General features: G+C 69.4%; 10 protein-coding genes and 2 tRNA genes. 1 reads left to right on the forward strand and 11 read right to left on the reverse strand.

Annotated features, from left to right (window positions below):
* Positions 1-8: 8 nt before the first annotated feature.
* The 6 genes from IE157_RS09725 to leuC form a co-directional block, all read right to left on the reverse strand.
* Positions 9-1,160, reverse strand: coding sequence for a D-alanine--D-alanine ligase family protein (locus tag IE157_RS09725; RefSeq protein ID WP_064845675.1), 1,152 nt, complete (start codon positions 1,158-1,160; stop codon positions 9-11).
* Entirely contained in the window at positions 1,157-2,227 is a 1,071-nt protein-coding gene (locus IE157_RS09730; protein WP_193519852.1) for an NAD(P)H-dependent glycerol-3-phosphate dehydrogenase, read from the reverse strand. The genes IE157_RS09725 and IE157_RS09730 overlap by 4 nt, the downstream gene beginning before the upstream one ends.
* Positions 2,224-2,967 carry a lysophospholipid acyltransferase family protein gene (locus IE157_RS09735; RefSeq protein WP_144998166.1) on the reverse strand — a complete coding sequence of 248 codons (744 nt, stop codon included), beginning with the start codon at positions 2,965-2,967 and terminating at the stop codon, positions 2,224-2,226. Before IE157_RS09735 ends, IE157_RS09730 begins: the two co-directional genes overlap by 4 nt.
* A 72-nt stretch (positions 2,968-3,039) precedes the next feature.
* Positions 3,040-4,359 carry a UDP-N-acetylglucosamine 1-carboxyvinyltransferase gene (murA, locus tag IE157_RS09740; protein WP_064845678.1) on the reverse strand — a complete coding sequence of 440 codons (1,320 nt, stop codon included), beginning with the start codon at positions 4,357-4,359 and terminating at the stop codon, positions 3,040-3,042.
* A gap of 97 nt (positions 4,360-4,456) precedes the next feature.
* Positions 4,457-5,056: a 3-isopropylmalate dehydratase small subunit gene (gene leuD, locus IE157_RS09745; protein ID WP_193519853.1), complete on the reverse strand. Its 600-nt coding sequence runs from the start codon at positions 5,054-5,056 to the stop codon at positions 4,457-4,459.
* A 46-nt stretch (positions 5,057-5,102) separates the two neighbouring features.
* The gene (leuC, locus tag IE157_RS09750; RefSeq protein WP_085106308.1) at positions 5,103-6,536 is read right to left on the reverse strand and encodes a 3-isopropylmalate dehydratase large subunit; all 1,434 of its coding nucleotides are present in this window, start codon (positions 6,534-6,536) and stop codon (positions 5,103-5,105) included.
* Positions 6,537-6,696: 160 nt separating this feature from the next.
* On the opposite strand from leuC, the gene IE157_RS09755 reads away from it, so the two are divergent.
* A complete protein-coding gene (locus IE157_RS09755) occupies positions 6,697-7,509 on the forward strand; it encodes an IclR family transcriptional regulator (protein ID WP_098054712.1) in 813 nt (270 codons plus the stop codon).
* Between the two features lie 63 nt (positions 7,510-7,572).
* Here the strand turns inward: IE157_RS09755 and IE157_RS09760 are convergent, their stop codons facing one another.
* The 5 genes from IE157_RS09760 to gltX form a co-directional block, all read right to left on the reverse strand.
* On the reverse strand, positions 7,573-9,240 hold the full coding sequence (locus tag IE157_RS09760; RefSeq protein ID WP_193519854.1) for a GTPase: 1,668 nt from the start codon (positions 9,238-9,240) through the stop codon (positions 7,573-7,575).
* The gene (locus IE157_RS09765) at positions 9,237-10,991 is read right to left on the reverse strand and encodes a dynamin family protein (RefSeq protein WP_167318373.1); all 1,755 of its coding nucleotides are present in this window, start codon (positions 10,989-10,991) and stop codon (positions 9,237-9,239) included. Before IE157_RS09765 ends, IE157_RS09760 begins: the two co-directional genes overlap by 4 nt.
* Positions 10,992-11,111: 120 nt before the next feature.
* A tRNA-Glu gene (locus tag IE157_RS09770) sits at positions 11,112-11,184 on the reverse strand.
* 164 nt (positions 11,185-11,348) lie between these two features.
* Positions 11,349-11,420 (reverse strand) — tRNA-Gln (locus IE157_RS09775).
* A 143-nt stretch (positions 11,421-11,563) separates the two neighbouring features.
* Entirely contained in the window at positions 11,564-13,084 is a 1,521-nt protein-coding gene (gene gltX, locus IE157_RS09780) for a glutamate--tRNA ligase (protein WP_193519855.1), read from the reverse strand.

Consider the following 13,084-nt stretch of genomic DNA (forward strand, 5'->3'; position numbering starts at 1 on the left):
GGGCGGATTCAGCGCAGCCCCACGGGCCGTTCGAGCGCCAGGGTGATCAACTCGTCGATCAGTGCACTGTACTGCAGCCCGCTCGCGTCCCACATGCGCGGGTACATGGAGATGGGGGTGAACCCGGGCATGGTGTTGATCTCGTTGATGATCACGCGGTGATCGGGCGTCACGAAGAAGTCGCAGCGTGCGAGTCCCTCACCGTCCACGGCGTGGAACGCGCGCACCGCCTCGCGGCGCAGCGTGTCGATCACGTCCTCCGGGAGCTTCGCGGGGCACGAGAGTGCAGCGCCGTCGTCTTCAAGGTACTTGGCCTCGAAGTCGTAGAACGCGTGACCCTGCACCTCGATCTCCCCGGGCAGGGACGCGCGGGCCTCGTCGGTGCCGTGGCCACCCAGGACGGCGCACTCGATCTCACGGCCGTCGATGCCCGCCTCGATCACGAGCTTGCGGTCGTGTTCGCGCGCGGTCTCGATGGCCGCGTCCAGTCCGGAGGGGTCGTCCACCCGGGTGATCCCGAAGGACGACCCGGCGCGCGCGGGCTTGACGAAGACCGGGAAGCCCAGCTCGGCGACGGCGCGGTGCACGCCCTGCGGGTCGGTGCGCCACGTGCGGTCGTGGACCACGGTGTACGGACCCACCTCGAGTCCGGCGGCCTGGAACGCGAGCTTCATGAAGTGCTTGTCCATCCCGATCGCCGAGGCCGCCACGCCGCACCCCACGTACGGCAGGTCCGCGAGCTCGAGCAGCCCCTGCAGGGTCCCGTCCTCACCGAACGGACCGTGCAGCAACGGGAAGACGATGTCCACGTGGCGGCCGCGGGTCAGGGCGGCACCGTGCTCGTCCGAATCGTGGATCAGCAGCCGGCTGTCCCCCGTCTGCAGGGGCAGGCTCACTCGTCGCCGCCCCACGGGCAGCTGCGCCATGGGCTGCTCGTCCAGCAGCGCCTCGAGTTCCTCCTGGGAGTACAGGAACCATGCGCCGTCCGTGGAGATCCCCACACTCACCACGTCCCACGTGTCACGGTCGATGGCCCGCAGTACCGAGCGCGCTGTGATGAGGGAGACGGAATGTTCCGACGAGCGCCCGCCGAACACGACCGCGACACACGGCTTACTGCCCGCGGCGGTGGACTCGGGGTTCTCGTGGGTGGTGCTCATGCGCTGTTCCCTTCGGATTTCAGATCGCGGCCCAACAGCCTGGGCGCCAGTTCGTGGACCGGAACGTCGTTGCGCAGTACGCTCACCACGGCCTCCGTGATGGGCATGTCCACGCCGTGGCGGCGCGCGAGGGCGAGGACCGCGGGGGCGGACTTGATCCCCTCCGCGGTCTGGGTCATGGCGTCCTGCACCTGCTCGAGGCTCAGTCCGGCCCCCAGGAGCCTACCGGCCGTGTGGTTGCGGGACAGGGAGGACGAGCACGTGGCCACGAGGTCGCCCATCCCTGACAACCCCGACAAGGTGGTCAGGTCGCCGCCCAGCGCCAGGGCCAGCCGTGTGGTCTCGGCCAGGCCGCGCGTCATGACCGAAGCTTTGGAGTTGTCCCCGTAGCCGCGGCCGTCGCAGATCCCCACGCACAGGGCGATCACGTTCTTCACGAGACCGCCGATCTCGGTGCCGATCACGTCCGTGTTCGTATAGGGCCGGAAATAGGGTGCGGCACAGCAGCGCGCAACCCACGCGGCGGTGTCGTGATCGGTGGCCGCGACCACGGAAGCCGTGGGTTCCTCCCGCGCGATCTCCATGGCCAGGTTGGGCCCCGAGAGCACGCACGTGCGCCGGGCCCACTCCTCCGCGGTGCGCTGCGTGTGTTCGGCGAGCACCTGAGCGATCACCTGGGTCATCCGCAGCCCGGTCCCGGATTCGAGTCCCTTGGCCAGGGACAGGATCACGGCCTCCGGTTCCACGTACGACGCCGCCGCGCCCAGTTGCGCGCGCAGCGATTGGGCGGGGATCGCGGCGACCACGAGGTCCGCTCCCGCGAGCGCCGAGCGCAGGTCGCTCGAATACTCGAGGGTTTCCGGTAGCTCGATCTCCGGGACGTAGCGGTCGTTGCGGTGCTCGCGGGCGATCCGCTGCATCGACTCGGGATCGCGGCCCCACAGACACACGGTGCGCTGGGCGCCGACATCCGCGGCGGCGTCCGCGAGGACCTTGGCGAACGTGGTGCCCCACGAACCCGCTCCCAGCACGGTGACCTTGCGGGGACCGTTCGGATCCGGCGTCACGGGGCCACCTTCCCGGCTCGCGGGTCGAAGAGCTCGCGCGGTGCTTCTTCTTGCCGCAACTCACCCAGTAGATCGGTGATCGCACCCATGATGGATTCGGTGGCCTTCGTGAGCTCGTCGGAGGACGGATGACCAGGGCGCTGGAGACCGCCGGGGACGAGGTCCTCCGGGTGCATCGGCTCTCCCACGAGCACGTCCACGCGCTTACGGGGCCACAGGCTCACCGTGCGGTGACCGCTGGGGTCCCGGTACAGGATCTCCTGGTCCCCCCAGTGCGCCATGGGCACCACCGGGACGCCGGCCTTGAGCGCGAGACGAGCGGCTCCCGTGCGCCCGCGCATGGGCCACATCTCGGTGTCCAGCGTGATGGTGCCCTCCGGATACACGATTACGGCGCCGCCGCTGTCGAGTTCGGCCAGGGCGGCCACCAGGGAGTCCTTGGCGCGCGAGGTTCCTCGGTACACGGGGACCTGCCCGATCTTCGCGATGATGGTGCCCACCACCGGGACCCGGAACAACGACTCCTTGGCCAGGAACCGCGGCATGATCCCGGACGCGTACACCGGGTAGGCCACGGTGATCGGATCGAGCTCCGTGAGATGGTTGGCCACCACCACGAAACCGCCGGAGTCCGGGAAGTTCTCCCGGCCACGCCAGTGGGATCTGGCGAACAGTCGGTAGACGGGGATCACCGTCCCCGCGAGGACGCGGAACGTTGAACGCTGCGAGGTCCTACTCATCCGGGCTGTCACTCCTTGCTGGACGGATTGCAGTTCCCTCGATCGGGTGAGCCGTGCGGTGCGGGCGGGGGCTCACCGCTCGTCGACGGTGAAGTTCGCGCCCAGCCCACCCAGTTTGTCGGTGAAGTGCTCGTAGCCGCGCTTGATCAGTTCCACACCGGTCACGTGCGAGACGCCCTCCGCGGACAGCGCCGCGATCAGGTGGGAGAACCCGCCGCGCAGGTCCGGGATGTGGATGTCGGTGGCGTGCAACGGCGTGGGGCCGGAGATCACGGCGGAGTGCAGGAAGTTGCGCTGCCCGAAGCGGCACGGCACCGAGCCCAGGCACTCGCGGTGCAACTGGATCACGGCGCCCATGCGGTTGAGCGCGCGCGTGAAGCCGAAACGGTTCTCGTACACGGTCTCGTGCACGATCGACACGCCCTTGGCCTGGGTCAACACGACCACGAGCGGTTGCTGCCAGTCGGTCATGAAGCCGGGGTGCACGTCCGTCTCCACGATCAGGGGGTTGAGGTCCCCGCCCGGGTGGTAGAAGCGGATGCCGTCCTCGCGGATGTCCAGCCCACCACCCACCTTGCGGAAGGTGTTGAGGAAGGTCATCATGTCCGCCTGCTTGGCGCCGGCCACGAAGATGTCACCACCGGTGGCCAGTGCCGCGGAACCCCACGACGCCGCTTCCATGCGGTCGGGCAGCGCGCTGTGCACGTACCCCGTGAGTTCAGGAACGCCCTCGATGCGGATCACACGGTCCGTCTGCACGGTGATGAGCGCGCCCATCTTCTGCAGGATCGCGATCAGGTCCATGATCTCGGGCTCGGTCGCGGCACCGCGCAGCTCGGTATGGCCCTCGGCACGCGTGGCGGAGAGCAGCACCTGTTCCGTGGCCCCCACGGACGGGTACGGCAGGTCGATCTTGGCGCCCTGCAACCCGTGCGGTGCACTCATCCGGATCCCCGAATCGAGCTTCTCCACCTTGGCGCCGAAATTGCGCAGCACCTCGAGGTGGTAGTTGATGGGTCGGTCACCGATCCGGCACCCGCCCAGGTCCGGGATGAACGCCTCTCCCAGGGCGTGCAACAGCGGGCCGCACAGCAGAATCGGGATCCGCGAGTCGCCGGCGTGGGCGTCGATGTCCGCATGGCGGGCACGAGTCACGTTGGTGGGGTCGAGCGTCAACTCACCCCGGGCGTCGTCGCGCGTGACCTCCACACCGTGCAGGCTCAGCAGGTCCGTGACGACCTTGACGTCCTTGATCTCCGGCACGTTGCCCAGCGTGGAAGGAGTGGAGCCGAGCAGCGCGGCCACCATGGCCTTGGGAACCAGGTTCTTGGCGCCGCGTACCGTCACCTGACCCGACAGCGGAACGCCGCCGGTGATGCGCAAAGAAGTCATGACCTACCGATCTGCGGGAAGGGATCTCCCGGGCGCGGAACACGCACGGGACCTCGACATTCTACCGGCTCGAACCGCTGATCGGTCCAGCCGCCACTCAGGTTCGGGCGGGCAGCGTGGTGGGCTTGAACGCGGGGCGGGTGCGCTCGTACGCATCGATGTCCGCCTCATGCTGCAGGGTCAACCCGATGTCGTCGAGACCCTCCATGAGCCGCCAGCGGGTGTAGTCGTCGATCTGGAAGGGCACCGTCACGGGCCCGCACGTGACGGTGCGCGACTCCAGGTTCACCTGGATCTCCACGCCGGGCTGCTCCTCCATGAGCTTCCACAGCAACTCCACGTCCGACTGGTCCACCTGCGCCGCAAGCAATCCCTGCTTGCCCGAGTTGCCGCGGAAGATGTCCGCGAAACGGGAGGAGATCACGGCCTTGAACCCGTAGTCGCGCAGCGCCCACACGGCGTGCTCGCGCGACGACCCCGTACCGAAGTCCGCGCCGGCCACGAGCACGGAAGCGTTGCGGTACTCGGGCTGGTTGAGCACGAACTCGGGGTTCTTGCGCCACCCGGCGAACAGGGCGTCGTCGAAACCGGTCTTGGTGATGCGCTTGAGGTAGACGGCGGGGATGATCTGGTCGGTGTCCACGTTCGACTGCTTGAGCGGGGCACCCACGCCCCGGTGGGTGGTGAACTTCTCCATGGCTGTGTCCTTTTCTGGTGGTGTACGTCGCGGCGGGTTCCGGGGCTCAGGCCACCGGCTCGAGGTCCGACGGCGCGCTGAGGGTCCCCCGCACGGCCGTGGCCGCCGCGACCACCGGCGACACCAGGTGGGTGCGCCCGCCCTTGCCCTGGCGCCCCTCGAAGTTGCGGTTGGACGTGGAGGCGCAGCGCTCCCCCGGCGCCAACTGGTCCGGATTCATCCCGAGGCACATGGAGCATCCCGCGAAGCGCCAGTCCGCGCCGAAGTCCGTGAACACCTTGTCCAGCCCCTCGGCCTCGGCCTGCAAGCGCACCTTGGCGGAACCGGGGACAACCATGACCCGCACGTTCTCGGCCTTGCTGCGGCCCTTGACGATCGCCGCGGCGGCCCGCAGGTCCTCGATGCGGGAGTTGGTGCACGAGCCCAGGAACACGGTGTCCACGGGGATCTGCTTCATGGGTGTTCCGGCTTCCAGGCCCATGTACTCGAGGGCGCGCCGCGCGGCGTCCTTGGCGTTGTCGTCCCCGGCGTCCTCCGGATCCGGGACCGCCTGGGACAGCGGCACGCCCTGACCCGGGTTGGTGCCCCACGTGACGAACGGCTCCAGTTCATCCGCGTTGATGAACACTTCGCGGTCGAACGTGGCGCCCTCATCCGTGTGCAGGGTCTTCCAGTACTCCACGGCGGCGTCCCAGTCCTCACCCTGCGGCGCGTGCGGGCGGCCCTCGACGTAGTCGAACGTGGTCCGGTCCGGCGCGATCATCCCCGCCCGCGCACCCGCCTCGATCGACATGTTGCAGATCGTCATGCGCGCTTCCATGGACAGGGAGCGGATCGCGGACCCGCGGTACTCGAGCACGTGACCCTGCCCGCCGCCCGTGCCGATCTTGGCGATCACGGCCAGGATGATGTCCTTGGAACTGACCCCCGGCTTGAGCGTGCCCTCCACATTGATGGCCATGGTCTTGAACGGTGCGAGCGAGAGGGTCTGGGTGGCCATGACGTGCTCCACCTCGGACGTGCCGATCCCGAACGCGAGCGCCCCGAAGGCTCCATGCGTGGATGTGTGGGAGTCACCGCACACCACGGTCATCCCCGGCTGGGTCAGCCCCAGCTGCGGACCCACCACGTGCACGATCCCCTGTTCGGCGTCCCCCAGAGAGTGCAGCCGCACACCGAATTCCTCGCAGTTGCGGCGCAGCGTCTCGATCTGCTTGCGGGAGGTCTCGTCCGCGATGGTCGAGAAGATGTTTTCGGTGGGCGTGTTGTGATCCTCGGTCGCGATCGTCAGATCGGTGCGCCGCAGTCCGCGTCCGGCCAGCCGCAGGCCTTCGAAGGCCTGGGGGCTCGTGACCTCGTGGAGCAGGTGGAGGTCGATGTAGATCAGGTCGGGGCGTCCGGCCTCACCCTGGCGCACCAGGTGGTCGTTCCACACCTTCTCCGCCAGCGTCCGCGGCGCGGTGGTCTGTGTGCTCGTCATCTCGTCACTCCTGCTCGTGTCCTGGCGTGCGGTGGGCGACGCCGCGTGGGCGGCGTTCGCGCGTCCCGCACGTGACCGTTGCCATCATGGTCATCGCTCGCGGCGAGTAGTTCCACTCCTCGGACTTGCTTCTCGCATTGTGAGACGGCAATATCAAGGCATGGACACGACGCACGCGATGGATCCTTCCGGAGCCCCCCTGGGCTCTCCCCTGGGCGGCCGAGGGACGGGCTCGGGCATGCCCGAGGAGTCCTCGTTCTCCCCCTCCGGCGTGGGGGTCATCGACAAGGCCTCCCTCATCCTGGACGCCCTCGAGGCCGGCGCGGCCTCCCTCGCGGATCTCGTGGAGACCACGGGGCTCGCGCGACCCACCGCCCACCGGCTCGCAGTGGCGCTCGCCCATCACCGGTTCGTGGGCCGGGACGTGCACGGGCGCTTCGTCCTCGGGTCCCGCCTCGTGGAGCTCGCCTCGGCCGCGGGTGAGGACCGGCTGATCTCTGCCGCGGCCCCCGTGCTCCTGCAGTTGCGGGACAGTACCGGTGAGTCCTCCCAGGTGTTCCGCCGCCAGGGCGAGTGGCGCGTGTGCGTGGCCTCGGCCGAACGGCCCATCGGCTTGCGCGACACGATCCCCGTGGGCACCCAGTTGTCCATGAAGGCGGGCTCCGCCGCGCAGGTGCTCGTGGCGTGGGAGGACCACGCGCGCCTGATCGAGGGGCTGCATCACGCGCGGTTCTCCGCCACGACCCTCGCCGGGGTACGACGCCGCGGCTGGGCCCAGTCGATCGGCGAACGCGAACCGGGGATCGCCTCGGTCTCCGCGCCCGTGCGTGGACCCTCGGGCAGGGTGATCGCCGCGGTGTCCATCTCGGGACCCATCGAACGCCTGTCCAAGCAGCCCGGTCGGAAGCACGCGGACATCGTGGTCCAGGCGGCCCGGCACCTCTCGGAGGCCGTGCGCGTCAGCGCCGCGTGAGCCCGTGGGCGCAACCCGGGCCGGGCGCATCGGCAAGGGTGAGCCCCGAGCACGCCGTGCAGGTCAGCGCCGCGTGAGTGCCGCCCGTGCCACGGCCCCGGTGAACTCGCGGTGCGCCTCGAGTTCGTGTTCCACCGGGGCCTGGACCGTCTCCTCGGCGGTCGTGCGGACGGATCGCTGCAAGCGACGTCGTACCCGCGAGGCCCGGACACGGGACGCGAGCGACGCGATCACCGCGCCCGTGAGCGCGAGGAAGAGCGCGAGCACGACCCCCGCGAGCACCATGAGCGTGGGCACGGGTAGTGGGAAGCCCTCGACCGTGGGTGGCGGGGGCAGGGGGATCTGGAAGTACTCGGCCAGGAACAGACCCAGCAACCACAACAGACCGAGCACCGTGACGAGCATGGCGAGCCACTGCAGGACGTCGAAGACGATCCACCACCAGGACGCCCCGCGCGCGGAGAACTTGGTGCGTGCGACGGCTTGGTCCAGCGCGTCCGGCAACCGCTGTTCGTTGCTGCGGGCGGCGCCACGGATGCTGCGCCGCCACGGCTCCCCGGCGCCCTGGGAGACGTTGTCCGCGAAACCGCGCACGGCGGAGTCCGCGGCGGCCTTCTGGGACGCGTTCATGGGCGGCAGGGACGTGCGGTGCACCCCGGGGTCCGAGTGCTTGTCATGGCTTTCGATGTGCAGGCGCTTGAGCGGGTCCTTGCGCAGGCGGGTGAGCCAGCGCGTGGCGATCCACCCGGTGTGCCGCCCCGCGCGCAACCGGTACGAACGGGCCGCGGCGTCCGCGACCAGGTCGATGCCGGCGGCACGCGCGAGCCCGGCGGTGAGCCGTTCACTCGCGTCCTTGGTGATCCCGCGCGGATCGCCCTCCCCCGCGGCGCGCGCGAGTTCCCCGGCACTGTGGATGACGTCCGCCTCGAGTCGCTGCCCGGCGGCGGCGCGTTGGGCGGCCACGGCGTGGATCCGGTCCCGCAGTTGCGGGACACCCTGACCCGTGAGAGCGGAGACGGCCACGGGCGCGCTCGGCCCGGTCGCGGGGAGGCCGTCCTGCGCCACGAGTTCCGTGAGCGATGCGAGCACCGAGGGGACGTCCCGCTCATCGAGCCGGTCCGCCTGGTTGAGCACGACCATGGTCACGGCGCCGTGGCGCGCGAGAGGCTGCACGAAGTCCTGGTGCAACACCGCGTCCGCGTACTTCTGGGGGTCCACGACCCACACGACCACGTCCACGAGACCGACCATGCGCTGGACGATCTGCCGGTGTTCCCGCGTCACGGAGTCGAAGTCCGGCAGGTCCAGCAGCACGAGCCCACCGCTCGTGGTGCTCGCCTTGCGCCCGCGCCCGGTGGACGTGCTCAGCGCGGGACCCACGACCCTGCGGTCAGCGACGTCAAGCCAGTCGAGCAGCGGCTGGCTGCCCTCATCCCCCCAGATCGCGGCGAGCGGTGCGGAGGTCGTGGGTCGGCGCGCCGCACTACGGGCGAGGTCCTGACCGACCACGGCGTTGAACAGGGAGGACTTGCCGGAGCCCGTGGCGCCGAAAAAGCCCACCACGGTGTGGTCCGCGGACAGGGCCCGGCGCTGCGCGGCGCGCTCGAGGGTCTCCCGCGCACCCCGGATCACCTCGGCGTCCAGGCGACCCTCCGCGATCTCCACGGCCTGCGCGAGTCCGGAGATCCGATCGGGCAGAGACACGTCCTGGTCCCGGGAACGCGGGCTCACAGGGCCTCACTCTCTGCGCGCACGCGGGCGGCCGCTGCGTGCAGTTGCTCGGCCGAGGGGTGCTCCCCGAGTTCGTCGATCGTGTCCAGGAACTGCTTGGCCCGACCGGCCAGCATCGTCCGGATCCGGGTCTCCAGGTTCTTGCGCGCCTGGTCGCTCATCCGGCGCACGGCGTCCTCACCGAAGACCGCCTCGAGCAGTTTGGTCCCCACGACACCCGAACCACCCGCGATCCCGACCTCCAGGCCGGTCAGCCCGCCCGTGGTCGAGAACACGGCGATCATGAGGATCACGGCGAGCGCGTTCACGCCCAGCGACATTGCGCGGGCCCGCGTGCGCTTGCCCGCGCCTTCCTGCTGGATCATGAGCATGACGTCCGACTGCCACGACCGGATGCTCTCCGCGACCTGGTCGGGGAAGTCCGGTGGCAGGGCGGCCGCATCCCGGCCCGCAAGCAACACCTGTCCGGCGGGCTCGTCACGCCAGCGCCGCTCGGCGGATTCCGCGGCACGGGCCGTGTTCTCCACGATCACGGCCTGCAGACCCGATTCGATGGCTTCCTCCACGCGCACCTCGGGTGCGGGTTGGCCCTTGAAGAACGCGGTCATCCGGTCCCGGACCCGCCCGATTCCCGCCTCGAGGCTGCGGAAGAACTCGCCGGTTCCCACGAAGTCCTGCCAGCGCGCGAGCACCTCACCGCGCAACAGGGTCCCGTCCCGAGTGGAGTCGATGATCGCGCGCAGCGCCTCGTCGAAGGACGTGGTCACCTCGCGGCGCAGGTGCTCCTCCGTGTGCTGCTGGCCCGCCACGGCCTCCGCGGTGCGGTCGGTCGTGTCCGCGAGTTCCCGCACCGCTCCCCCGAGGGTGCGCGCGGCGATCTCCGAGCGGGCCTGCGCGTCCGCGCCGAGCGTCTCGAGCCACTCACGCAGCGGTTCCACGGCGGCCGGGGGCAGCATGCGCAGCTCGTTGAGCGGGGACTCCTCGACCACGAAGATCGGGGCGCCACCCAGTCCCTCCTCGTTGAGCATCCGCCGCAGGTCCTCCTCGATCTCCGCGGCCGACGACGCCTGCACCCGGTCCAGCACCACGGCCACCGTGATGTCGCGCCCCGCAGCGTTGCGCAGCAGCTGCCACGGCACGGCGTCCGCGTAGCGATTGGCGGTCGTGACGAACAGCCACAGGTCCGCGGCGGAGAGCAACTGGGCGGCCAGGGCCCGGTTATTGTCCGAGACGGAATCTACGTCCGGGGCGTCCAGGATCGCGAGGCCCTTGGGGATGTTCTGGTCCGCGAGCAACACGAGGGACCCAATGTCCTCCACGGCCGTCCCACCGTCGTCGGGCGCCGGCGCGGGGCGAGAGGGATCCACGAGGGTCCCCTGGACCCGGGCCAGGTGCGGCAGCACACGCTGAGTGGTGAACGCCCCCGCGTCGCTCGGGTGATGGATCAGCAGGGGTCTGCGCGTGGTGGGGCGAATGGCCCCGGAGCGTGTGACCGGGTGGCCCACGAGGGCGTTGACCAGGGTCGATTTTCCCGCGCCCGTGGAACCGCCCACCACGGCCAGCAGCGGGGCGTCCAACGAACGGACACGCGGCAGGACGTAGTCGTCCAACTGGGCCACGGCACGCGCCGCGTTCTCGCGCTGTTGCGCCGCGCTCGCCGTGGCGAGCGGCAGGGTCGTGGAGCGCAAGAGCTCACGCGTGGTCTCGAGGGACTCGATGAGCGGCACGGCCGGTGCGTTCTCGGTGTTCACACGATCATTGTGCCAGCCGTCACGCGGGCGTCGCGGCAGCGCGCCGGGAACGGACGGGAGCAGTGGGTGGCAGACATGCGAAGAGCCCCGGTTTCCGTGGAAACCGAGGCTCTTCCGTAGTGACCCCAGCGGGATTCGAACCCGCGTTACCGCCGTGAGAGGGCGGCGTACTAGGCCGCTATACGATGGGGCCGTGTACTTTCCGTGGACCGCTGTCGGAAACTCGTTCCTGTGCGGTCCCGCGTTGACGCACCAAACAGTAACATCTTCGCGGTAATGCTCCAATTCGGGAAAACCCACCGTGGAACAGCGATGCTCGGTCCGTTCGAACCGTGGTCCGTCCGATGCCAGAAAGCGCTGGGATACCAGGACTCGAACCTAGAATGACGGTACCAGAAACCGTTGTGTTGCCAATTACACCATATCCCAATGGTCTCGCTGCCCGCCCGGTCCGCACCGGATCGGCCGCGCAACGAGCAATAACTATACCCGGGGAACCCGCGGCTGCCAAACCGGTCCGCGGGGTGGGGGTCACCTCCTGGGTGACACCCACCCGTCGCGGACGGATCGGGTCAGGACGCGGCGACGTGCTCGCGCAGCGCGCGAATGCGCCTGAGCGACGATTCTTTCCCCAGGATTTCGAGGGATTCGAACAGGGGCGGGGAGATCCGCTGCCCGGACACTGCCGTGCGGACCGGGCCGAACGCCAGGCGCGGCTTGATCCCCAGGCCATCCACGATTGCCTCGCGCAGGGCGATCTCAATCTTCTCGGCCGAGAACTCCTCCAGCGACTCGAGAGCCGTGAGCGCGGCGTCGAGCACCTGGGGTGCGCTGTCCTTGAGCTGCTTGGCAGCGTCCGGGGCGATCTCGATCTGCTCGTCCGGCAGGAAGAGGAAGCCCAGCAGGCCGGGGGTCTCACCGAGCAGGTTCATGCGCTCCTGCACGAGCGGGGCGGCCCGATCCAGGACGTCGTTCTCCTTCTCGGTCAGGGTCTCCCCCACGAGGCCGGCGGAGCGCAGGTACGGGATCAGCCGGTCCCGGAAGTCCCGGGGGTCCAGCATGCGCACGTGCGTGCCGTTGATCGCCGTGGCCTTCTTGAGGTCGAAGCGCGCAGGGTTGGCCAGGACGTCGTGGATGTCGAAGTTCGCCACGAGTTGGTCCACGGTGAAGATGTCCTCGTCCGCGGACAGCGACCACCCGAGCAGGGCCAGGTAGTTCAGCAAACCCTCGGGGATGAACCCGTTGTCGCGGTGGTGGAAGAGGTTGGACTCCGGGTCCCGCTTGGAGAGCTTCTTGTTGCCCTCCCCCATGACGTAGGGCAGGTGCCCGAACTCGGGGATGAACTCGGCGACCCCGATGCCCATGAGTGCGCGGTACAGCGCGATCTGCCGGGGCGTGGAGGACAGCAGGTCCTCGCCGCGCAGTACGTGGGTGATCCCCATGAGGGCGTCGTCCACGGGGTTCACGAGTGTGTAGAGCGGCTGGCCGTTCGCGCGGGCCACCACGAAGTCCGGGACCGAGCCCGCCTTGAAGGTGATCTCACCGCGCACGAGGTCCGTGAACGTGATGTTCTCGTCCGGCATGCGCAGGCGCAGCACGGGCTTGCGGCCCTCGGCCCGGAACGCATCCTTCTGCTCCTCCGTGAGGTCGCGATCGAAGTTGTCGTACCCGCGCTTGGGATCCTCACCCTTGGCACGGTGACGCTGCTCGACCTCCTCGGGCGTGGAGAAGTCCTCGTAAACGTAGCCGCCGGCCACGAGCCGGGTCAGGACGTCCTGGTAGGTCTCGCCGCGCTGGGACTGCCGGTAGGGCTCGTGGGGTCCGCCCACGTTGACGCCCTCGTCCCACGTGATGCCCAGCCAGCCCAGGGCGTCCAGGATCTGCTGGAAGCTCTCCTCGGAATCGCGGGCGGCGTCCGTGTCCTCGATCCGGAACACCAGCGTGCCGCCCGTGTGGCGGGCCCACGCCCAGTTGAACAGGGCCGTGCGGATCAGACCCACGTGCGGGGTGCCCGTGGGGGACGGGCAGAAGCGCACGCGCACGGGTGCGTCGGCGGGAACGGTGGGGTGCAAAGTCGCTGCGTCGTCAGTCAT

Source organism: Kocuria marina, from assembly GCA_014652975.1.
In the GTDB taxonomy this organism is placed as follows: domain Bacteria; phylum Actinomycetota; class Actinomycetes; order Actinomycetales; family Micrococcaceae; genus Kocuria; species Kocuria marina.